General features: G+C 60.5%; 23 protein-coding genes. 13 read left to right on the top strand and 10 right to left on the bottom strand.

Going from position 1 to position 20,064, the window contains the following annotated elements; all coding sequences use genetic code 11:
- Positions 1-34: 34 nt before the first annotated feature.
- The 3 genes from FKG95_RS08300 to FKG95_RS08290 all read left to right on the top strand — a co-directional run bounded on the left by FKG95_RS08300 (position 35) and on the right by FKG95_RS08290 (position 1,653).
- On the top strand, positions 35-715 hold the full coding sequence (locus FKG95_RS08300; RefSeq protein WP_142895841.1) for an AzlC family ABC transporter permease: 681 nt from the start codon (positions 35-37) through the stop codon (positions 713-715).
- Positions 716-739: 24 nt separating this feature from the next.
- Positions 740-1,036 (top strand): AzlD domain-containing protein, encoded by a 297-nt coding sequence (locus tag FKG95_RS08295; RefSeq protein ID WP_142895840.1) that lies wholly within the window; start codon positions 740-742, stop codon positions 1,034-1,036.
- Positions 1,037-1,134: 98 nt separating this feature from the next.
- Positions 1,135-1,653 carry a GNAT family N-acetyltransferase gene (locus FKG95_RS08290; RefSeq protein ID WP_179953988.1) on the top strand — a complete coding sequence of 173 codons (519 nt, stop codon included), beginning with the start codon at positions 1,135-1,137 and terminating at the stop codon, positions 1,651-1,653.
- A gap of 54 nt (positions 1,654-1,707) precedes the next feature.
- On the opposite strand, the gene FKG95_RS08285 is transcribed toward FKG95_RS08290, so the two are convergent.
- Together FKG95_RS08285 and FKG95_RS08280 are read right to left on the bottom strand one after the other, a co-directional pair.
- Positions 1,708-2,502 (bottom strand): transglutaminase, encoded by a 795-nt coding sequence (locus tag FKG95_RS08285; RefSeq protein WP_179953987.1) that lies wholly within the window; start codon positions 2,500-2,502, stop codon positions 1,708-1,710.
- Positions 2,503-2,604: 102 nt separating this feature from the next.
- Positions 2,605-3,861, bottom strand: a complete 1,257-nt coding sequence (locus FKG95_RS08280) for an aminotransferase class V-fold PLP-dependent enzyme (RefSeq protein WP_142895837.1) — start codon at positions 3,859-3,861, stop codon at positions 2,605-2,607.
- Positions 3,862-3,991: 130 nt separating this feature from the next.
- On the opposite strand from FKG95_RS08280, the gene FKG95_RS08275 reads away from it, so the two are divergent.
- Complete coding sequence (locus tag FKG95_RS08275; protein WP_142895836.1) at positions 3,992-4,906, top strand: LysR substrate-binding domain-containing protein; 915 nt, start codon at positions 3,992-3,994, stop codon at positions 4,904-4,906.
- Between the two features lie 49 nt (positions 4,907-4,955).
- Here the strand turns inward: FKG95_RS08275 and FKG95_RS08270 are convergent, their stop codons facing one another.
- Complete coding sequence (locus tag FKG95_RS08270; RefSeq protein WP_142895835.1) at positions 4,956-5,924, bottom strand: DMT family transporter; 969 nt, start codon at positions 5,922-5,924, stop codon at positions 4,956-4,958.
- An 82-nt stretch (positions 5,925-6,006) separates the two neighbouring features.
- Here FKG95_RS08270 and FKG95_RS08265 point away from each other — a divergent pair, with 82 nt between their 5' ends.
- The gene (locus FKG95_RS08265; protein ID WP_142895834.1) at positions 6,007-7,401 is read left to right on the top strand and encodes an aminotransferase-like domain-containing protein; all 1,395 of its coding nucleotides are present in this window, start codon (positions 6,007-6,009) and stop codon (positions 7,399-7,401) included.
- 150 nt (positions 7,402-7,551) lie between these two features.
- On the opposite strand, the gene rsgA is transcribed toward FKG95_RS08265, so the two are convergent.
- Positions 7,552-8,646: a ribosome small subunit-dependent GTPase A gene (gene rsgA, locus FKG95_RS08260; RefSeq protein WP_142895833.1), complete on the bottom strand. Its 1,095-nt coding sequence runs from the start codon at positions 8,644-8,646 to the stop codon at positions 7,552-7,554.
- Positions 8,647-8,965: 319 nt separating this feature from the next.
- Entirely contained in the window at positions 8,966-9,589 is a 624-nt protein-coding gene (locus tag FKG95_RS08255; RefSeq protein ID WP_142895832.1) for a class I SAM-dependent methyltransferase, read from the bottom strand.
- A gap of 188 nt (positions 9,590-9,777) precedes the next feature.
- On the opposite strand from FKG95_RS08255, the gene FKG95_RS08250 reads away from it, so the two are divergent.
- Positions 9,778-10,218 (top strand): Rrf2 family transcriptional regulator, encoded by a 441-nt coding sequence (locus FKG95_RS08250; RefSeq protein ID WP_142895831.1) that lies wholly within the window; start codon positions 9,778-9,780, stop codon positions 10,216-10,218.
- A 98-nt stretch (positions 10,219-10,316) separates the two neighbouring features.
- On the opposite strand, the gene FKG95_RS08245 is transcribed toward FKG95_RS08250, so the two are convergent.
- The gene (locus FKG95_RS08245) at positions 10,317-11,243 is read right to left on the bottom strand and encodes a DMT family transporter (protein ID WP_142895830.1); all 927 of its coding nucleotides are present in this window, start codon (positions 11,241-11,243) and stop codon (positions 10,317-10,319) included.
- A 99-nt stretch (positions 11,244-11,342) separates the two neighbouring features.
- On the opposite strand from FKG95_RS08245, the gene FKG95_RS08240 reads away from it, so the two are divergent.
- The 4 genes from FKG95_RS08240 (at position 11,343) to FKG95_RS08225 (ending at position 14,803) form a co-directional block, all read left to right on the top strand.
- Positions 11,343-12,257 (top strand): LysR family transcriptional regulator, encoded by a 915-nt coding sequence (locus FKG95_RS08240; RefSeq protein ID WP_142895829.1) that lies wholly within the window; start codon positions 11,343-11,345, stop codon positions 12,255-12,257.
- A gap of 158 nt (positions 12,258-12,415) precedes the next feature.
- Positions 12,416-13,339, top strand: coding sequence for a LysR family transcriptional regulator (locus tag FKG95_RS08235; protein WP_142895828.1), 924 nt, complete (start codon positions 12,416-12,418; stop codon positions 13,337-13,339).
- A 119-nt stretch (positions 13,340-13,458) separates the two neighbouring features.
- On the top strand, positions 13,459-14,172 hold the full coding sequence (locus FKG95_RS08230) for a type 1 glutamine amidotransferase domain-containing protein (protein ID WP_142895827.1): 714 nt from the start codon (positions 13,459-13,461) through the stop codon (positions 14,170-14,172).
- Between the two features lie 190 nt (positions 14,173-14,362).
- Complete coding sequence (locus FKG95_RS08225; protein WP_142895826.1) at positions 14,363-14,803, top strand: VOC family protein; 441 nt, start codon at positions 14,363-14,365, stop codon at positions 14,801-14,803.
- 27 nt (positions 14,804-14,830) lie between these two features.
- On the opposite strand, the gene FKG95_RS30315 is transcribed toward FKG95_RS08225, so the two are convergent.
- The gene (locus FKG95_RS30315) at positions 14,831-15,445 is read right to left on the bottom strand and encodes a LysR family transcriptional regulator (protein WP_142895825.1); all 615 of its coding nucleotides are present in this window, start codon (positions 15,443-15,445) and stop codon (positions 14,831-14,833) included.
- Between the two features lie 183 nt (positions 15,446-15,628).
- Between FKG95_RS30315 and FKG95_RS08215 the strand changes: the two genes are divergently transcribed.
- Both FKG95_RS08215 and FKG95_RS08210 read left to right on the top strand, forming a co-directional pair.
- Positions 15,629-16,108, top strand: coding sequence for an L-2-amino-thiazoline-4-carboxylic acid hydrolase (locus FKG95_RS08215; RefSeq protein ID WP_179953986.1), 480 nt, complete (start codon positions 15,629-15,631; stop codon positions 16,106-16,108).
- A 61-nt stretch (positions 16,109-16,169) separates the two neighbouring features.
- Complete coding sequence (locus FKG95_RS08210; protein ID WP_142895823.1) at positions 16,170-17,111, top strand: arginase family protein; 942 nt, start codon at positions 16,170-16,172, stop codon at positions 17,109-17,111.
- A gap of 45 nt (positions 17,112-17,156) precedes the next feature.
- Here the strand turns inward: FKG95_RS08210 and FKG95_RS08205 are convergent, their stop codons facing one another.
- A complete protein-coding gene (locus FKG95_RS08205; RefSeq protein ID WP_142895822.1) occupies positions 17,157-17,957 on the bottom strand; it encodes an endonuclease/exonuclease/phosphatase family protein in 801 nt (266 codons plus the stop codon).
- Positions 17,958-18,804: 847 nt separating this feature from the next.
- On the opposite strand from FKG95_RS08205, the gene FKG95_RS08200 reads away from it, so the two are divergent.
- Entirely contained in the window at positions 18,805-19,227 is a 423-nt protein-coding gene (locus FKG95_RS08200) for a globin domain-containing protein (RefSeq protein ID WP_179953985.1), read from the top strand.
- 204 nt (positions 19,228-19,431) lie between these two features.
- Here FKG95_RS08200 and FKG95_RS08195 read toward each other — a convergent pair whose 3' ends face one another.
- Both FKG95_RS08195 and FKG95_RS29560 read right to left on the bottom strand, forming a co-directional pair.
- Positions 19,432-19,770, bottom strand: a complete 339-nt coding sequence (locus tag FKG95_RS08195) for a hypothetical protein (protein ID WP_142895820.1) — start codon at positions 19,768-19,770, stop codon at positions 19,432-19,434.
- A gap of 122 nt (positions 19,771-19,892) precedes the next feature.
- Positions 19,893-20,054, bottom strand: a complete 162-nt coding sequence (locus FKG95_RS29560) for a hypothetical protein (RefSeq protein WP_179953984.1) — start codon at positions 20,052-20,054, stop codon at positions 19,893-19,895.
- Between the last annotated feature and the right edge of the window lie 10 nt (positions 20,055-20,064).

Below are 20,064 nucleotides of genomic sequence, written 5' to 3'. Positions count from 1 at the left end.
TTATCCGATCTAAGGACATTCCTATTCTGGCCGGATGAAACAGGGTGCAATTGCCATTCTTCCGCTCGCGTCGGGCGCTGCCATCTACGGCTTCGCCTTCGGCATTCTCGCGGCTCAGGCCGGTTTTCCCTGGTGGGGAGTCGCCATCATGAGCGGCGCGGTTCATGCGGGGTCGTCTCAGATCGTCGCCGTCGAGCAGTTCTCCGGCGGCTCGGCCATTCTGGGAGCGGCCTTGGCCGGAGCCGCGCTCAACCTGCGCTACGTGGGGATTGTCGCGTCCCTGGCCCCGCTCCTACAGAGCCTCCCGCTTCACCTGCGGCTCCTGGCGATCCACATCACCGGCGATGAGAACTGGGCGCTGACCATGGCGGAGCGGGCGAAGAATCCTGCGATAGGGGCGGCCTTTTTACTGGGCGCGGGCTTTGTCATGATCAGCGTCTGGACCGCCTCGACGGCTCTCGGCGCGCTGCTGGGCGCATCGCTGCCGGACCTCGAGGCTTTCGGACTGGGTTTCGCCTTTACCGCTGCCTTCATCGCGATGGCGCGCGGTCTTTGGCAAGGCCGACAGAACCTTCTGCCCTGGCTGGTCAGCTTCGCGGTCACGGGTCTGTTGGTCATGAGCGGACTCCCCAAGGCCTACGCGATTGTCGGCGGAACCCTCTGCGGCCTCATTCTTGCAACTGTGGCGCGCCAGCGCCGGAGTACGAAAGAGTGAGTGCGAAAGCATGAGTGCGGAAGCGTGACGGAGTCTCATTGGCTATTGACCGGCATCCTCGCCGCCGCTGCCTTCGCCATCCGACTGACCGGGTTGATCGCAGGCAACGCAATACGCCGGTCCCGTCTGGCGCCGCTGCTTGACGACCTGCCGGGTCTGATCGTCGTCGCCCTCGTCGCCGCGTCACTGGCCGGACAACCTGTCCTGACGTGGCTCGCAGCCGCCGCGGCCCTTGCCGCCGCCTGGAAAACCAACAACGTGGTCGCGACCATGCTGGTTGGCGCGGCAGTCTTCGCCGGGCTTTCGATGACGGGTTTCTGACGTGACAATCTGGCGGCTTGAAAAACTGGAGCGATGCCGCGTAGTTTCTCGATAGAGTTTGACTCCGCAAAGGTAATCGATGGAAACGGATGCATGGCATGAGCCTCAGCGACAGAACGATTGAAACTGACCGGCTTCTTCTTGTGCCCTGCCAAAAGGAGCATGCGGCGGCGCTCAACCGCATGAACCGTTTGCCGGAGGTCATGAAATACATGGGCGGTCATACCGAAACGCTGGAAGACACGCTGGCCTTCGTCGAACGCGTTACGGCGCGTTGGGCCGAGCACGGCTGCTCCTGGTGGACGGCCTTCGAAAAGACGTCGAACGAATGTGTGGGCGCGGCCACGCTGCAGTATCTTCCCGGCGACGCCAAAGGGCGACTTGAAGTTGGCTGGCGCCTCTTACCGTCGCAGCAGGGAAAAGGCTTTGCGACCGAGGCAGGACAGGCAGCTGTCGATTACGGCCGCAGGAATTTCCCCGGCGAGGAGATCGTTGCGGTGGCGCATCCGGAAAACACCCCGTCGCATCACGTGATGGAACGGCTTGGGATGAGCTATGCCGGCGTGGAAGAACACTACGGCGAGCCCTGCGCCGTCTATGCATTTCAGTCTGATTGATCAGCGGTACCCGCCCCCCATGATCCGTGGCATGCGTCACCTTTGGCAGCCGTCTCACCTCGCAGCGGACCAAAAGGGTTGAAGTCGCAACATCGTTCGCATCTCTTCTGGCGCGCACTCCACATTTCGAATAGCTGCCGCAATGCGCTCGCAGGTCTCTTGCGTTGCCGGGTCAATCTCCTGATCGCGGCCGAGGGCCGACCGCCAGCTATCCCAGGGCGACACTTCCTGACCGCACAGAGCAAAGTAATCCCGCGCCAGATTGACCCACAAAAACCATGCTCCGGCGGCATCCCCGTGACCGAAGAGTTCCGGCGCAGCTTTCCCTGTCCGAACCAGGTCCCACGCCTCGACCGCGGTTACGAATGCGCCGTCCGGCACATCGGAGGGATCGAACGCAATCGCAAGATGGTCACGATGCGCTTCATCCATTTGGGCATCCACCCGCACCCAGCGCCCGGTATCGGCGCACCGGTATTCACAAAGCCAGTGATCCTCGTAGCGGCCAGGAACAAAGTACTGCGCGAACCCGCATCTGACCCGCGCGTCAAAGGACTTATGCCACAAAAGGCCGCACATCATGAGCGCGTAATCGCGGCAGGTTCCGACGGCACGATGATCGACAGGCCTGGCAATCTGCAGGGCCTGATTCGAAATCTGAAAGATCTGATCCAGCCGTTTTTCGACAGGAAGCGTTTCGCGCGACCGCGTCGAAAAAGCGGAACCGGCCAATCCGTGGATATCAAGAAAATCGCTATGAACGAAAAGCCCCTGCACCACCGTCAACAAGGACGAAACATCGTCCGGCAGAGCATCAAACGCAGATGCGTATTTGCCGGGCGACGTCATGGCTCCTTGTTGCAGGAAGCGTCTCATGGGACCTCAGGTCATTCTGTGCGGTATCCGCATCGTCTTACCCGCACAGGATATCATCATTTCGCAACCGGCATCCTACAGTGCCACGATTTCCCGCATCGCGCTCAGGAACTGCGCCACTTCCTGTTCAGTATTGTAGTGACACATACTGACCCGCACGCAGTCCGTCAGGCCCAGCGGCGTTAAGATGTTGGCCGAATAGTGATCCGCCTTGCGGGCATGGGTCCGGATACCGCGCTCACGCAGAGCACTCACCAGGGTCTCGGAGTCCATGCCCTTCACATACATGGACACAAGGCCTTCGCGCAGCGGGTTCTCCGGGCCGCAGAGCACGCCCACCTCGGGCATCTCGGTCAGACCCTTGAGGTTGCCTGTGCCGAAGAGCATGGCGTCGGTCAGGTCTTTTTCGTGGGCGTGGATCGCCTTGCTTGCCGCCTCGATCCGGGCGCGCCGGTCGGTCGCGTCCGTGACCTGGCTGCCCAGCCATTCGAAGTAGTTCACCACGTCGGAAAAGGTCGCATAGGCACCGGTATCGCGCGTGCCCAGTTCCCATTGTTCCTGTGCCGCGCCGATCAGCCCGTCATGGGGCAGTTGCGTGAAGCGGTCCGAGATCCAGGCGATGCCGTAACCGTGGCGCGAGAAGGCCTTGTAGGGCGAGATCACATAGCCGTCGATGCCATAGGAATCGATATCGATCCCGCCGTGGGCCGCGTGCTGGATGCCGTCGATGATGATGAAACAATCCGGCGCGACACTGCGGATCGCCTTGGCAATGGATCCCACGTCGACGCCCATGCCACTGACCGGGGACGTATGCAGGATGGTCGCGACCCGGGTGTCGGGGGTGATGTGCGGCAGGTAGTCCTCGGCGGTGACCGATCCGCTCCCCGCGTTGTGCTCGACACAGACATAGTCCTTGCCCGCGATGCCTGCCCAGCGGATGCAAGCGCTGCGCGAAGCCGGATGCTCCAGCGTACTGCCCAGCACGATGCCGCCCTTCTCCGCGCCCAGGATCGCCGTACTGATCAGGCGGAACAGCAATTCCGTGCCGCTTTCACCGACAAAGACCTGACCGCCGGTCGCGTTGAAGAAAAGCTTGGTGTCTTCCTTCGCCTTGGCAATGATCCGGACCAGTTCGTGGGCCGCCGGATTGTCGCGCCCCTGATTGTCCGGGATCGCCGCCATCTCTTGCGAAGTCTCGACCACCGAATTCAGGGTCAATGCGCCGCCGGCATTTTCAAAGAAAACCCGGTTACCCTGGTAAGGACAGCTCTCCACATGGGCGAAGCGCGCGCGGACGTCGTTGATCAGGTTTTCGTTGGATCCCAGCATTCTCTTTTCCTTTGTATAGCCGCCCATCGCGGAGCCCGGCGCGGGCGCCTTCTCAGAACCCCTGCTTGATAGCACCATCATTCTTGCGGTAAAAAGCCCAAATTCAAGCAATCATTCATGAGCAAAACTCATGCAAAATCCGCCTCAGGGCGCAAGCGATTCCCTTATCCTGGCCGCCCTGCCCGCCATCGAGGCGGCCGCGCGCCTGAGCAGCTTCACCCGCGCCGCGCAGGAACTGGGCCTGACCCAAGGCGCGGTCTCCCGGCGCATTCAGTCCCTGGAGAGCCACCTGGGGGTCGCCCTCTTCACCCGCCAGGGCCGCGCGGTCAAGATCACCACCGACGGCCTGCGTTTGGCTGAGAGCGCCACCGCCATCCTGCGTCAGATTGAAAGCACCCGCCTGGAACTCAGCGGCGATCTGACCGGCAGCCTGCGCATCGGCGTGCTGCCGTCCCTGGGCGGCCTCTGGCTCGCCCCGCGCCTGCAGGCCTTCACGCGGCTCCACCCCGGCCTCTCGGTCAGCGTCTCAACCGTCGACGCCGACTTCAGCGCCGCTCACAAGGATCCGGTGAACTGGGACCCTTCGCTCCTGGATATCGTGCTCACCTGGGGCCACGGCGGCTGGACGCCTCTGACCGCCATCAGCCTTTTCCGTGAAGAGATGATCGCCGTCTGCAGCCCGGACTTCAAGGCCCGGCACGGCATCGAAATCACAGCCGACCTCTGGACCGCCCCGCGCCTCGCCCACACCACCCGTCCCAATGCCTGGGACGCCTTTGCCGAAGCCCGGTCTGTTTCAGTCACATCGGGTCTACAGCCGCAACTGGCCTTCGACCACTTCTATATGATTCGCGAGGGCGCATTGGCCGGGAGCGGCGCGGCGTTATTGCCGGCCTTTCTGATTGCGGATGATCTCGCCAAGGGCACGCTGATTCAAACCGGTCCCACCTGGCCCACTGGCGCGCAGTATGCAGTGGTGGGAACAAGCACCGCCTTTGCGCGGCCGGCGGCAAAGGCCTTTCTGGACTGGCTGGCCGTGGTCTGAGCTGCAAGTTCGGGCGACAACCTCAATGTCATCTACCGCGCACTCCAAGTTAAACCTGTCGCGTGTTTTCCGCCTGCCTCTCAGCAAACTTCGCCTTTCGGAAACCCGCCAGCGTTAGTCCGTAGATGCAGGCGACAAGGATAAGCAACGCCACGATCTGATAGCTCTCGATCCTATCGCCCAGAAAGACGACGGCAAGCGCCATGGTCAGCGCAGGCCAAGGAGTCGTGATGGAACTCGCCAGCGAAACGTCGATGTGCCGGACGGCATAAAACCAGACAATAAGCTCCAGGAAGTAAACCAGGCCCATCACCGCCGACATCGTTTGGAAGATCGCGCTCACACCGGCTGCAATGCCGGCGGGTGCCGCGGCGGCCAGCACGGCGAACAGGAACAGCGTCGAGATGGCGACCCGGAAAAACGTTACCTGGACTGGCGTAATAGGCGTTCGTCCAAGCTCCTCCTTGATGATGACGTGCGCGATGCTCCAGAGCAGCGGCACGCCCAGTGAAACGAGAAACCAGGGCGACAGGCCCGACATCCGAAAACCACCTCCCGTCCCAAGGTAGTAAAGCGATCCGATCAGCAGCGCGGTCAGGGCCAGTTCCAAGACCGACTTTTTGCGCTTGAGGAACAGATACTCCCAAAGAATCGCGAATAGAGGATAAGCCTGAATGGCGATCGCGGCATTGGTCGCGCCTGCCTTTTCGACACCCAAGACATAGAGGTAGGTGGAGAGACCGAAGAGTGCCCCCGTAAAGAGCGCCACGGCAATCATGCGTCCGCGCTGACGCCGTGAAAGTTCGAAGCCGAAAATGCCTCTCGTTCCCCGCGCGAGTTCAAAGCCAAAAACCGGCAGGGCAAAGACCACCTGCCAGACAGACAGCGCGAAGGCGAAGGCGAGCGCCCCCGTCTCGGACGGGCGGAGGTTCGAGATGACCGGCATGACTCCGAGAAAGGCCAGGCAGACCATTGAAAGCGCGACACCTTTGCCGACAGATGGGGAACTCAAGGCCATGGAAAGCATCCGGCGGAAATTGCATTGACGGATCTCAGGATTGATCTCAATATTGCATTGATGCAATTGAAACATTGAACTGATGGCAATTTGGTTACCCGACCTCACTGGGCGGCGCGGTCCCAAATACCTCCAAATCCTCGAGGCCATGGCCGAGGACATTGCCTCCGAGCGCCTGACGGCTGGAACACAGCTCCCGCCGCATCGCGAGCTGGCTTACCAACTGGGTGTATCCGCGAACACAACCAGCCGTGCCTATGCGGAAGCCGTTAAGCGCGCGCTGCTGCGCGGGGAGGTTGGACGTGGCACCTTCGTTCGATCCCCCGATGCGAGCTTGCAGGCGGATGAGCAAGCACACCTTCGCCGTGAGAGAACAGGTCCGGTCGATCTGTCCCGGAACCTGCCACTGCCGGGATTTGCCGAACCGCATATCCGGCGTGTCCTGGGTGAAGTAGCAGCCGGAGACGGGCTGTCGGGTTTGCTTGACTATCAGACGGACGAAGACCTCCTGCACCACAGTGAAGCGGCGAGGATCTGGCTCAACAGCTGCGGCGTGGAGGCGCAGCCGGATCAGATCGTGACGACCATGGGCGGACAGCACGGCCTTTTCTGCGCGCTGATGGGGCTTCTGCGCCCCGGTGATCTCCTGCTCACCGAAAGCCTGACCTATATGCCGGTCCGCGCAATGGCCGAACGTTTCGGGCTGCAGACCGCAGCTGTGACCATGGATGCCAGGGGCGTTGTCCCGGAAGCCTTCGAAAAGCTCTGCATCGGCGCGAAGCCCAAAGCCTTCTATCTGACACCAACTCTGCAAGCGCCGACCACGACGACGCTTCCGGCTGCACGGCGCCGGTCCATTGCGGATATTGCGCAGCGCCATGGCGTTATCCTCATCGAAGACGATGTTTTTGCCCCCCTCAAGGCGGATCGTCCAGCGCCTCTGGCCACATCCGCACCTGACCAGACCGTTTACGTCACAAGCCTCTCAAAAACAGTCGCGCCGGGCTTGCGTGTCGGATTTCTGCGCGCACCCGCAGCCCTGGTCCCTGCCCTGCACCACGCAACCAATCTCTCCGTCTGGATGACGCCGCCCATGACGCTGGAGGTCGCGGCCCGCTTGATCCGCGATGGGACAGCAGCGCGATTGACCGCCCAACAGCGAGCCGCCGCGGAACGCCGTCAATCACTGGCGCGATCAATCCTCGGCCATGTCGAGTTTGCCGCTGATCCGCAGGGTTTCCATGTTTGGATGCCACTGCCGGGAGCCTGGAGAGCGGATACCTTTCGAGCGCACTGCGCCCGCCATGACGTGCTGGTGAGCGAGGGACGCAGCTTCGCGGCCCGGGTCAGCGACGCGCCCGAAGCAATCCGGATTTGTCTGAGCCATGAAGCGGACGAGATACGGCTCAAACGGGGTCTGCAGACAATCGCGAACCTGCTTCGGCTTGCACCGAGCGAGTCCGCGCTGGAAATCTGACATCGAGATTGAACCCGGCTCAAGACCGCAGGGTCCCGCAGTAGAGAAAGGCATGAGCAATAACGTGCGTCACCTCATGGCGCTGATCTTTCTGAAGCTTAACCTGAGACCGGACGGGCGGAGACGGTGCCCCCGCCGCGCCGATTCTACCTAACCCTTATCCCATTTCCTCTTGTCTTGCTGCTTTATGACCTGGCGGACCATTTTGCCGAAGGCCTTATCCTTGGACCTGCGCTCCGCCAAAGTGGCTGAATTCAAAGCCTCTTCAGCCAGGAGTTTGCGCCATCGCTTAAGACGGCGCTCATCGATTTCACCGCTTTCAAGCGCCTGCAGAACGGCGCAGCCGGGCTCGGTCACGTGTTGGCAGTTACCGAATTTGCATTGGCTCGACAGCTGGTGCAGGTCGGCGAAGAGATCTTCGATGCCGGAGGCCGCATCCGTCAGCTGCAGCTCCCGCATACCGGGCGTGTCCAGGACCAGACAGCCGCCCGGCACGACATGCAGTTGCCGCCTTGTCGTGGTGTGGCGGCCCTTCGCGTCGTCTTCCCGGATACCCTGCGTCCTTATCGTCTCGATTCCGGCCAGCGCATTGATCAGAGTCGACTTGCCCACACCAGAGGATCCCAGGCAAGCCAGCGTCTGGCCGGGCTTGCACCATTCACCCAGCTTAACCTTTGGCTCCTCCCCTCTTGCGTCGAGGGTGACGACCGCCACCCGATCCGAAATCGCCTCGGCCTGCGCGAGATAGTCTTCAGAAGCTGATGTCAAGTCAGCCTTTGTCAGAACGATAACAGGCGTGATCTCAGCCTCGAACGCCAGGGCGACATAACGTTCCAGACGGGCGATGTTGAAATCCTGATTGCAGGAGGAAACGATGAAGGCCGTGTCGATGTTGGCGGCGATCAGTTGCAGTTGCCGGTCGGTCCCCGGCGCGCGGCGTTTCAACAGGCTCTTGCGCTCCAACAGGCGGCTGGATGCCGGCAGCTTTGAATCGAGCAGCAGCCAATCGCCGACCGTCACATCCGGACGGGATGGAATCGTCTGGTCGATATCATCACCGATAACGTGCAGCGCGCTGCGGTGCACTTCGACGACGCGCACCGGCGGCATCTGCGCCATCTCCTCCACGCTGATCTGCTGCGCGAAAAAGGGCTGCCAGCCGAGGCTTTCGATTTTGGATAGAGGTCGTTCTGATCCTGCACCCTGCAAGGAGGATGAAAAGAATTGGGAATAGTCCCGTGTCATGGGTTTGAGCTTTCATGTCGGTGCCACGAGCGTCGCCCGGGCTCAAAGTGTCAGGTCTGTCTGAGATCGCAAAACAACCCGCCCGCCCGTCTCACTTGGGCAGCGTCGTTCAAGAGTTGATTTGCGCCGGGAGGCCTGGTGCCTCCCCACTTAGTCAGGACATGAAATCTCCGATGGGTTACTTACAGAATAGGCGGAACTGGCGGGGTTTTCAAGCGCTTGTGCGCAACAGAGCCATGCGCATCAATCGGGACGACCAAGCGACATCGGCCCGGTCACGGCATCACAAGACCATGACCGGACCACGACGCATAACGGGCTAAATGCGCTCGAGGATCACCAGAGTGTCCGTGACCTGAGCCGTCTGGCCGCCCGGACCGGTGGCCTGACGCAGCGAGGGACCGACGAAGACCTCTTTCCAGCCACTGGATTCAAGATCGAGGTCCTTCAAGACCTCCTCCGCCGCCGGGAACTCGGTGTCCGGCTCGGCCCAGGACCAGGGCGCGATGGAACCGTGCGACGCAATGATCAGCAGACCTTTCCTGGCCACGGCCTCGGCGGCACGCCGCAGAACCTTGATCCGCGAAAATTCGACCGGCGATTCCAGAAAAACCGCACAGACCAGCTCGAATTCTCCTGCCGGAAAGCTCTGGCTGAGATCGTGTTTCGCGAAGCTGATCCGGCCTTCAACGCCGGCCGCTTCTGCATTTCGCCGCGCGTAGTCCAGGGCCGTCTGGGAAACATCGACGGCGGTCACCTGCCATCCCTGCCCGGCCAGCCAGACGGCGTCGTCGCCCTTGGCGCAGCCCAGCTCCAGAGCACGCTGCGGCTGCCGCTGCGCCACAAAGTTGGTCAGAACGGCGGACGGCCGTCCGGAGCTTTTCGGCGACACCCCTTGGTAGTGCCGCTCCCAGAAAGCCTGCGGCGAATTCTCTTCCTGCATGATTTGATCCTTTCCAATCTCTGGCCCCAACCGCGACCAGGCCGTGCATGGTTGAGGCGAATAACAAAGTGTGACTATTCGTATCTTCATATGATACGTGATATGCGAGAGTCAATATCATGTAATTTCTTTTGTTACGTATGCGTTTCAGCTATCCTCCGCGCAAGAAAGAAAAGGAGCACCCCTTCATGCGTTACGACAGCCGTTTGCCGCGGGTTTTGCACGTCCTCCTGCATCTTGAAGAAAAGTCGGAACCGGCGACCTCGGAAGAAATCGGCCGGATGCTGAACACCAATGCGGCAGTCGTCCGCCGGACCATGGCGGGCCTGCGGGAGCAGGGTTACGTTCAGTCGGCAAAAGGCCACCGTGGCGGCTGGACGCTGGCGATGCCCCTGTCCGAAATTACGCTGCTTGGGATCTATGAAGCGCTGGGCTCACCGAAACTCTTCGCCCTCGGCAAGTCTGAAGACGCCCCCGCCTGTCTCATGGAACAGGCGGCAAATGCCGCGACCGAGGAGGCCCTGGAAAAGGCCGCCGCCTGCTTTTCCGATTCCCTTGCCGCTATCACCATGTCGGATCTGGCCGGGGATTTTGCGGCAAGGCTCGCTCAGAGCAAAAGGCGGCAATAGCTGCGCTCTCCACCATACAAAAAAGAGATATCCTATGCTTGTGAGAGCGGCCTCTTTAAGCAGAGCGGCACGCTGGCCCAAGTCAGGGAAAGTCAAACCTATTCATGCGATTTGCCGCGCGCGACCAGCAGACCGGCGAGGGTAATAAGGACCATGCCGGCAAGCGTGAGGGAATCGGGCTGTTCCGCGAAGAAGACAAAACCCCAAAGCGCAGCGGAGACAAGATAGGCATAGTCGAAGGTGCCGATGATTTGTGGCGGTGCGATCTGGTACGCCCGCGCCACCCCCAAAAAGAAGGCGGCGGAGAGCACGCCGAGGAATGCCATCAAGCCCCACTCCTCCGCACCTATGGGCATCCAGCCGCCGAGCAGAAAGGGACTGGCGGCGGCAAGCTCCGGCCCCAGATCCAGGAACAGAAGTGTCGCGGTCGCAAGAACGCCCGTGACGATGAAAGCGCCGTGAAGGCCAAGCGCGAGATTGATCGCCTCATGCTGCCGGCACCTGGCACGCGTCAGCACCATGGCCATTGAATAAAACGCGGCGCCCAGCAATGGCAACAGGATCACCCAGGTGAAGGCTTCCGTTCCCGGTTTCAGGATCGCCATCACACCCGCGAAGCCCACCGCGACACCCATCCACTGCCGCCGCGAAACCCGCTCACCCAGGATCGCCGCGGACAAAAGCGCGGTGATGATCGGATTGCTGTAAACCGCAACAGCGGCCAGCGAAAGCTCGAGGAGGGGCAGCGAAGCGTAAAACGCCAACCAGGTCAGAACCAGCAGAAGACTGCGCGCGGCAACCCATCTGTTAAAGATATGCCCGAAGCCAACGCTCTTGACATAGCCCAAGGCCATAAGACAGGGCAGCGCTAAGATCGAACGCGCCACGAAAACCTGCCAGAGCGTCAGATCGGCGCTGACCAGCTTCACAACGGCATCGGCAAAGGCCATCGCCGTCACGGACGCGAGGATAATCGCGATACCCCGTACGACCTGATCCGGTTGTTTCGCGGTGCTGTGCGTCAAATTCCCTCCTGCCGTCTGCCTGTGCGGCCCAGACTACCGGCATTCAATCCTTTCGATAATACCTTGTCGATTTACCTTATTATTTAGTATTTTTAAATAATGGAGCGCGCACCGATCCACGGCATTGAGGTCTTCCTGACGATTGTCCGGGAGGGCTCCATGCGCGCGGCCGCCGAGGTTCTGGGCGTTGGCGCGCCTGCGGTCAGCCTTCAGATGAAAGCCCTGGAAGACAGACTGGGTGTAGACCTCCTTTTCAGAACCACGCGCAGCATTGAGATGACCGATGCCGGCCGCGTGCTCTTCGAGGCCGCCGCGCCGGCCTACCGCGACATGGTCCATGCGGTAAGGAAATCACAGGAGAGCGCGAAGTCGACGACGGGGACACTCCGTCTCAGTCTGTCACGGGGCGCCTATATCACGGCGGTCGCACCCGTTCTGGCGAAGTTTCGGGCCGAAAATCCCGTGATAACCCTCGACATATCCTGGAACGAGGAACTGGTCGATATTGTGCGCGAGGGCTTTCACGCGGGTATTCGCCTGGGCGACATTCTGGCACCCGATATGATTGCGGTCCGTGCCACCGGGCCGGTTCCCTCGGTTTTCTTTGCGTCACCCGACTATCTCAAAGAACAGGGCACACCGAAGCATCCTCGAGACCTGCTGAAGCATCACTGCATCCGCTACCGGCAACCGACCTCGAGAGCCATCCGGGAATGGTGGGTGACTGAAAAGGGTCAGGAAACGCGGATCGACCCACCCAGCCGGCTCGTCTTCGACACCGTCGTCGGCGTCATCCAGGCCGCCCGCGACGGCCACGGGGTCGGCTGGTCCATGCGTACGACCATGGAAGAGCACCTTAGGACCGGAGAGCTGAAGACAGTCCTCGAGCCTTACGCCAGGCCCTTACCGCCCTTTTACATCTACTATCCCGAACAGAATAAGCGGGTGGAGTGTCTGCGCCTCTTTGTCGACTGCCTGAGGCAGCAGCATCGTCAGAAGAAAGCCCAAAGGTGATATGCGCGCGTCAAACGTCGGCGGCGCGGACGAAGCCAACGTTGACGCTGTAAGACCGAATGACCACTTCGCGGTGAAAAGCAAAGCCATGCCGTTGCCTCAGCCTGTGACCGCGTGCAAGAGTTCTGCAACCCGAATGAAGCAAGACAGCGCCCTTTATGTCAAAGACACCGCCTGGATTCGATCACATCGACCTCAAGCTGATTGCAGCGCTCATTGCGCTGATCGAAGAACGCTCGACAACGAAGGCGGCCCGGCGTCTGCATCTTGCCCAATCAACCCTGTCCGGCACGCTGGCGCGGCTTCGCGATATCTTCGACGATGAGCTGTTGGTCCGTCAGGGCCGCGATCTTGTGCCGACGCTTCGCGCGGAGGAGCTGTTGCTGGCTCTGCGGCCTCACTATGAGGGTCTGGCAGCGGCTCTTGGCGAAGTCCGCGCATTCAATCCTGAAACTGACGCGCGGGTGTTCCGCTTCGGATGCACGGATGCCTTTGCTCTGGCGGCGCTGCCGAAACTGACGGAGACACTGCGGAGCAAAGCGCCCTCTTGTGATCTCTCCATTCGGATCGGCGACTATCGAACGCTGCCGGAAATGTTGTCGAGCGGTGAGGTCTCGACCGTTGCCGGGTATCTGCGCGAGGATCCCACGGCAACCGCGAAAACACGCGTATTGCGCAATGCGCCGTGGGTTGTTGTGCGCAACGCGGCCTCGCCTCCTCTTGCGGGGCTTGACGACTTTTGTGCGCGCCCGCAAGCACTGGTGACGCCGATAGGAGACCTGTCCGGATTTGTCGATGATCAATTGCGGTCAATCGGCCGGGAAAGGCGCATCGTCCTGGGTCTCTCAAGCTTCTCCCTCATCCTTGCGGCTTTGCCCGGAACCGACTTGATCACGACTGTGCCCGACTTCGCTGCCTATGGACTTGCGCGCCATGCCGCGTTTGAAATCGAACCCTGCCCGGTGGCGGTTCCGCCAGTGACCAATGCACTCGCGTGGAGTGCGACGACCCATCGTGATCCAGCTGAAGCCTGGTTTCGTGCCGCCGTTGCAGATGCGTTCGAAGCCGGTAAATCGCCCTGAATGCTCGATTGTCACGGCGTCTGGCCAAAACGATTTGATCTATCGGCGCTACCGATTTCTCGAAACGGCGCGCCAGCCTCATCTTCGGATCAAGCGAAACGCACAGCGGAGTTGATCCAATGCAAAACATCCTGATCGTCCTCACCTCCCATACCACCATGGGCGACACGAACAAGCCGACGGGCTTCTACTTTGAAGAAATGGCGGCCCCGTACTGGGCAATGGTGGATGCAGGTCACGAGGTCACCATCGCCTCGATCAAAGGAGGCGCGGCAGTGCACGACCCGTCAAGCCTGGACCCGGACCCAACGAAGCGCCCGGCGCCCGTCGAGAGGTTCATTGAGGACGCCACCGCCATGGCAAGGCTGGCCGATACTCCCGCGATCACCGACATCGACCCAATGGACTATGACGCGATCTTCCTGCCCGGCGGACATGGCACTGTTTGGGACCTGCCCGATAGCGCCGCATTGGCCGGCGCCGTGGGCCGCATCTATGACGCGGGCGGCGTGGTTGCCGCTGTCTGCCACGGCCCGGCCGGTCTCGTAAATGCCAGGCGCGCCGATGGCAGACCGCTGGTCGAAGGCCGGCGAGTCAATAGCTTTACCGATAGCGAGGAAGAGGCCGTGGGCCTCACCGACGTCGTACCCTTTCTGCTGGAGACCCGCTTACGCGAATTGGGTGCGATTTTTGAGGCTGGTGAGAATTTCACACCCCATGCCGTGCGTGACGGGCGCCTGATCACCGGTCAGAATCCGCAGTCGAGCGATGCAGTAGGCGCCCATCTCATCGAAGCCTTGGCGGACGCAAACGCGAAAGCCCGCGCCTCTTAAGGCGCCTCTCTTGCGGCTCAGCCGACCATAGGCTGCTCTGCGCAGGCTGGAAGAGCTTTACCTGAAAACACCAGGGTAAGACTTAAACCTGAACTCGCGCAGCGCAGCACGTGGACGGCGGGATCGTCGGTAGCCTCTTCTGATCCGCCGTACTAATCTCTTCCGCGACAAACGCAAAAGGAATAGGAAGATGGAATATCTCCACACGATGGTTCGCTGCGCTGATCTTGAGGCGTCACTGGACTTTTATTGCAAGAAGCTCGGACTTGTCGAAGTGAACCGGATGGAGAATGAGGGCGGGCGTTTCACGCTCGTCTTTCTCGCCGCGCCCGGAGACGTGGGCCGCGCGAAGGACGCCAAAAGCCCCCTTGTCGAACTGACCTACAACTGGGATTCCGAGAGCTACGCCGGTGGCCGGAATTTTGGCCACTTGGCCTACCGCGTGGACGACCTTTACACGCTTTGCCAAAACCTCCTGGACGCTGGCGTGGTCATCAACCGCCCACCACGCGACGGACACATGGCGTTCGTCCGTTCACCCGACGGCATCTCGATTGAGCTGCTCCAGGCAGGCCAGGCGCTGGAACCGGCCGAGCCCTGGAAGTCCATGCCCAATGTTGGGGAATGGTGAGCTGCAGGATACCACCGTCTCACGCCGTTAAGGCGGGGAATGACCCGCGGACAGGATCACTGCATCCAGATCGGCCAGGATGGCCTTGGACTGCCGGCAATCGGCAAGGCCGTTTTTGCAGATGAAGTGCAGCTTGGATGCCCCATTACGATCCGTCGGATGCGGCAATTCCACGAGCGTCAGGTCGCCGTAAGGGCCGCCGCCAATTCGGATCAGACAGTCAATTTCATCCCGCCGGATGCACTCGATATCTGACGTCTCGATGACCTGGCGGATATGCGGCTGAAGGGCTTCGCGTCGCACGGGCCAAGCTTCCGGCAGGACCGCCGCCGCCTTGGGGCAGAGGCCCAGGGTGAATTTCCTGCCGTTGATATCGGGAGCGATCTCTTCCGTCGCATCCGTGAGGTCCTCGAACACCCGGGTAATGCGCGGCAGGTAAGTCTCCCCGGCCCCGGTCAACAGCAGTCCGTGGGGCAAACGCCGGAACAGCGCCACACCCAGAGAGCCTTCCAGCTTCTTGACCTGCTGGCTGACCGCGCCCGGCGTGACGCCAAGTTCGCCCGCGGCGGTTTTGAAACTCAAATGCCGCGCGGCGGCTTCGAAGGCGCGCAAGGTGTTCAAGGATGGAAGACGATAGGTCATTTCTCTCTCCTGCGCGCAACACTACAGGAGTTACAGCGCGGTCAGACTCAGAAATTCTAATCCTCGAGAAGAGCTTTTCTGCGTTGAGCGCCAGAGACTCCCGCCAATAAGATCGCAGCACCAAACCGAAGGCCGGAAACGGACTTCCCCCGCCAGGCTGTCCTCAAAAATGGAGTGGCGATCTTGAACAGACCTCAGGGCCATCCCGATGTTTATGGCGCAATCAAGGAACGCGGATTGCTCTATGTCACGACGTTTCGGGAACTCAGGAAACGCTACGGCGAGGAAGAAGCCATCAGCATCATGCGCAGCGTCAGTCACGCCCACGGCGTCCAGGTCGGCACGTCCATGGCGCAGTTCGGGCCACGCGATTTTGAAGGGATCTGCAAGGCCTGGGTCCTCTCGCCGGAGAACGGCGCGACCTTCCGTCCCGACATCCGGCGTCTCGACGAGCTTGGCATCGAAGTCAAGATGACGGCCTGCCCGATTAAAGACGCCTGGGTTGACTCCGGATGCAGTGATGAAGAGATCTGCACTCTGCTTTACTGTGCATCGGCCTACGACCGGGCCGCCCTGGAGACCGCGGGCTTCGCCTGTGAGATCGAACTCTGGTCGCCGGGAAAAGATGGCTGCTGCCTGACCCGGATCACAGAGAAGTCTTGATCTTCGGCTCCGCGCGCCAAACACTCTCTAAAACTCAAAACGCCAAGGGAGAAACCGCCCGATGACTGCAAGCTTTGACCCGCCCGGGACTCCCTTCATCGGCGCCGGTATAGAAACGACCGTGACAGATGCGGATCTGGTTGTCTTCGGTGCGCCGCACGGAACCCCCTACCCCGGGATCGACAACGAACCCTATGCCGCCACTGCGGAGGCTTTACGGCAGGCCCTGGCGGAAGATGCCCGCTGGCTGGACCATTGGGATTTCGATCTGGATGGCCCGCTGCTCGGCGACGTGAACTTCACGGTCGCCGACGCCGGCAATCTCAAAACCTCTTCCCGGGACGGAGAGGGCAACCGGCATCTGATCCGGCAGGCCACCACTCAGATTCTGGACGCCGGTGCCATCCCACTCATGATCGGCGGGGACGATTCAACCCCCATTCCTTTTATCGAAGCCCTCGCCCCTCTCGGTCCCCTCACCGTCATTCAGATTGACGCCCACATGGACTGGCGGGATGAACGTCGCGGCGAACCCATGGGATTCTCCAGCCCCATGAGACGGGCTTCGGAAATGGATCATGTGGAGAATATGATCCAGGTCGGCATGCGTGGACTGGGATCGGCCCGCCGGGTTGAGGTCGAGGCTGCAAGAGACTGGGGCTCAAAAATCATTACCGCCAGAGAGTTTCATCGCGACGGTGTAGATGCTGTCCTGAAGCACCTGAAAAGCGGCAGCAACTGTATGATCACCTGGGACTGCGACGGCATGGATCCCGGCATCATGCCCGCCGTCATGGCGCCGACTCCGGGAGGACTCTCCTACATGCAATCGATCGATCTGATCGAAGCCGTGATCGGAAAAGCCAGGCTTGTTGCCTTTGACCTGGTCGAGTTCGTGCCGGAACGGGACCCGGACGGAACCGCCGCCATCACCGCCGCACGTATCTGCGCAAACCTGCTGGGCCGCGTTGCCCGCGAAGAGCCGTCGCGCCCGCGTGGGTGACGACGCAGATCCAATCCGATCAAGCTATCGACTTTGATTGAAGCGTTAGAGAGTCAGGACAAGCGGGAGATGGTCCGAGACCTCGGGCTGTTCGGTCACCTGGAAGTCCCGCACGACGTCCTCGTTGTTGATCAGCATGTAATCGGCAAAACGTCCCGGCTTCTTGTAGTGCGAGCTGCGGGTGCTGCTGAAGCCGCGGCCCTGGACCAGTTCGATCAATCCGGCCTCTTCCAGAATCCGAAGGGCGGCGCTCCCAGGCTCCAGATTGAAGTCCCCACAGACCACGGTGACGTCGCCGGGTTCCGAGACAGCCCGGGAGATCTCGAGCAAACGGCGGGATTGCGCTGAACGTTCCGGCGTGTCCATCTTGCCGTTCAGGTCTCTGAGGCCGTGCATATGGGTGATGCTGATATAGCCTTCTCGCTCGTAGTCATAAACGCGGACGCCATGCGCGCTTCTGGAGCGCGGGTGATCGCCGTAGCCGACGGGCGAGTACGACTTATGCACAAAGCCCTGATGTTGACCTACAACCGGACAGGATCGGTGGACAAAAGTCGCCAGGCCCCACTGGGAAGGGATCGATTGCTCATCGTCCCACAAAACGCCCTGAGCCGCCGGGCAGAAGACCGCGACATGCTCGGGAAGAGCCGCGCAGACATCTCGAAAGAGATTGGCGCGCTGGGGCAGCACATGGTCGCCATCCCGATAGGTCAGCCAGTCTTTATCCGTCTCCGGACTGTGCACGACCTCCTGAAGGCAGAGAACGTCAGGTGCGGAAGCGCGTAAAAACGGCAAGAGATCGGCGTGTAGCTTTCCACCCCAGGCATTCAGGCACATGACGCGCATTAAAATCTTCCTTTGCTTTCACTTTGCGGGGCTTCGCCCGGCGTGCGTCGAACTCCTTCCGAGCCCGGCGGGCAAGCAGACAGTCTCCCTATCTATCGCGCAGCTGGCACGAAACGGCAAATGCCATTTACACGGGAACGAAAACATGAGTCTCGAGAACTCCTGCCCGTGGGCTAGGAACTAGGCCACAACGCCGATTGCCGGTTTTTTTTATGATCTCTTTGAACCAATTCGGGATCGCTTGCGACTGAAGAGAAACACCCCGAAAGGGTCCCCTACTCGCGACTTCCACCATTGGAAGTAGGCTATCGTGGAGATCGAAATGACCGAATTCGAAAAGGCCACTCGCACTGCTCCGACCGCATGCACATGGTCGCCGCATTGGGTATGCCGCAGGCTCCGGCCTGCTGGACTCCCGTGACGCACGACGGCCCGCAGAACGAGCTATCCAGAAACCAAAGGCGCAGCAGACCAAAGAGTTACCGGAGCGGTGACAGGCGGCCGCAGCCGCCTTGTCGGACCCCGCACGCAGGATAACCGATAGAAGATCCATCGGGCGTGGCGCGATTTGAAGTCTCGGGCACTGAACGCTGCCGCCCGGAGGCAACAGCAAAGATGCAAGACGGCTTTGCTGTTTCGTGGGTTTGTTTGCAACAGATTCCACTACGACCTTTGGTGGCATCTCGGCGGAGATCCGGATTGCCCGCCCAGGATCTTTAACTCGGCTTCAGCATACAGCGCGAGAGCAATAGGCCGGATCAAAAGCTCGGCGGCGAAATACTACTATTAATTGTTTTTGTGAGCGATTGCCTATGACCGCATGCAATCGATGCATTGGGAGATGCAAATGGCCCTGACCAACGAGGAGGTAGAGCTCCTACGCGAGAGCTTTCGCGAAATTGCGATCGAAAACGAACAGGCAAACGTGCGCTTCTACGAAATCCTTTTCGAGAAGGATCCTGACTTGCAGGTCATGTTCACAAACGATATCGGCCGCCAGGGGGCGATGCTGATGAGCAAACTCGGCGTTATCGTCTCGGAGTTCCACAACATGGATTTGCTGGCCCCCATGCTGGGAGAGTTGGCAATCCGCCATGTGGCTTACGGTGTGAAAGAGGAACACTATCCAATCGTTGGCGAGGCTCTGATCCAGTTGCTTCTGGAAACGCTCGGCGACAAATTCACGCTTGAAGCGGAAGTGGTCTGGAAGAAGGTTTACCTGGACCTTTCGGAGCTCATGATCGAAGCCGCCTACCCTGATCGTCGCTGACGCGCGACCGCTGGCTCCCAAAGCTGCGGACAGACGCGGACGAGACCGAAGTCATCTATGGCGAGCTCTGCTTCGTAGTTGTGGGATGGCGACGAGCAGATAAACATAGTCTTCGAGCGACGCCCATAGACTTGCTTGACGCGTTGCGGCTGCAGCCATCCAGATCAAGCCAAACGGATGTCGTCTCCGGTCGTCACGATCAGCTCAGAGCGCACCCCAGAAACCACGCGCAAATGGAGCAAAAGCAACGGCATCCTTTTCTGAAAGGCCGAACGCATTCATCGCGACAAGATAAGCCTCTTCCCCATCTTCATCCTCGCCTTCAAAGGGCCCGAACACCTCATTATCGCGTACGCCGAATGCAAGTAGATACTCAACGGGTCCGGCCCAGGTCGAATAGTCGATAAACATCCAGTCGTGCTCGGATGCTCCAAGGCTTTTCAGATAGCTGAGCGCTTCATCGAAGCTCGGCGTCATCTCAGGTGTCAGGATGCCGCTGCCCTTGAACGGGACCTCCAGCTCACGAAACACATGGTCAGTCATCAAAGCAGACTGCCTGATTTGATGCGACCGCGAGAAGACTCCGGTGAAGTGATACCCCATAGTGATGACACTAACCCCCACTTCATGTCGGCAGCAAGTGCGCAGCAGCTTGAACGGCGGCTTTACCGAACGCGCCGGGCCTGTGCGGCACGTCCGCCGTTTATCAGACTCATGCCTTGAGCTCCAAGCAGACCCTCGCCGGTCCCGGCATGATCCCAAAACCGGCGAGGGTTTGTTGCCTCGAGCGGATTGAGCGCGCCGCTCTGCGCGTCAAACTCGGACACCTATTCCATC

This window comes from Denitrobaculum tricleocarpae, assembly GCF_007004665.1.
GTDB lineage: Bacteria > Pseudomonadota > Alphaproteobacteria > Kiloniellales > Kiloniellaceae > Denitrobaculum > Denitrobaculum tricleocarpae.
Note: the sequence above shows the minus strand (reverse complement) of the source record. Positions and strands in the feature narration are given on the sequence as shown.

Excerpts from the sequence above, each read along its gene's own strand:
- FKG95_RS08250 (WP_142895831.1), top strand. The coding sequence starts at position 9,778 with ATGCGTTACGACAGCCGTTTGCCGCGGGTTTTGCACGTCCTCCTGCAT.
- FKG95_RS08275 (WP_142895836.1), top strand. The coding sequence starts at position 3,992 with ATGCAAAATCCGCCTCAGGGCGCAAGCGATTCCCTTATCCTGGCCGCC.
- FKG95_RS08300 (WP_142895841.1), top strand. The coding sequence starts at position 35 with ATGAAACAGGGTGCAATTGCCATTCTTCCGCTCGCGTCGGGCGCTGCC.
- FKG95_RS08265 (WP_142895834.1), top strand. The coding sequence starts at position 6,007 with ATGGCAATTTGGTTACCCGACCTCACTGGGCGGCGCGGTCCCAAATAC.
- FKG95_RS08195 (WP_142895820.1), bottom strand. The coding sequence starts at position 19,770 with ATGACTGACCATGTGTTTCGTGAGCTGGAGGTCCCGTTCAAGGGCAGC.
- FKG95_RS08290 (WP_179953988.1), top strand. The coding sequence starts at position 1,135 with ATGAGCCTCAGCGACAGAACGATTGAAACTGACCGGCTTCTTCTTGTG.
- FKG95_RS08225 (WP_142895826.1), top strand. The coding sequence starts at position 14,363 with ATGGAATATCTCCACACGATGGTTCGCTGCGCTGATCTTGAGGCGTCA.
- FKG95_RS08200 (WP_179953985.1), top strand. The coding sequence starts at position 18,805 with ATGGCCCTGACCAACGAGGAGGTAGAGCTCCTACGCGAGAGCTTTCGC.
- FKG95_RS30315 (WP_142895825.1), bottom strand. The coding sequence starts at position 15,445 with ATGACCTATCGTCTTCCATCCTTGAACACCTTGCGCGCCTTCGAAGCC.
- FKG95_RS08210 (WP_142895823.1), top strand. The coding sequence starts at position 16,170 with ATGACTGCAAGCTTTGACCCGCCCGGGACTCCCTTCATCGGCGCCGGT.
- FKG95_RS08230 (WP_142895827.1), top strand. The coding sequence starts at position 13,459 with ATGCAAAACATCCTGATCGTCCTCACCTCCCATACCACCATGGGCGAC.
- FKG95_RS08255 (WP_142895832.1), bottom strand. The coding sequence starts at position 9,589 with ATGCAGGAAGAGAATTCGCCGCAGGCTTTCTGGGAGCGGCACTACCAA.
- FKG95_RS08270 (WP_142895835.1), bottom strand. The coding sequence starts at position 5,924 with ATGGCCTTGAGTTCCCCATCTGTCGGCAAAGGTGTCGCGCTTTCAATG.
- FKG95_RS08240 (WP_142895829.1), top strand. The coding sequence starts at position 11,343 with ATGGAGCGCGCACCGATCCACGGCATTGAGGTCTTCCTGACGATTGTC.
- FKG95_RS08235 (WP_142895828.1), top strand. The coding sequence starts at position 12,416 with ATGTCAAAGACACCGCCTGGATTCGATCACATCGACCTCAAGCTGATT.
- FKG95_RS08285 (WP_179953987.1), bottom strand. The coding sequence starts at position 2,502 with ATGACGTCGCCCGGCAAATACGCATCTGCGTTTGATGCTCTGCCGGAC.
- FKG95_RS08280 (WP_142895837.1), bottom strand. The coding sequence starts at position 3,861 with ATGCTGGGATCCAACGAAAACCTGATCAACGACGTCCGCGCGCGCTTC.
- rsgA (WP_142895833.1), bottom strand. The coding sequence starts at position 8,646 with ATGACACGGGACTATTCCCAATTCTTTTCATCCTCCTTGCAGGGTGCA.
- FKG95_RS08205 (WP_142895822.1), bottom strand. The coding sequence starts at position 17,957 with ATGCGCGTCATGTGCCTGAATGCCTGGGGTGGAAAGCTACACGCCGAT.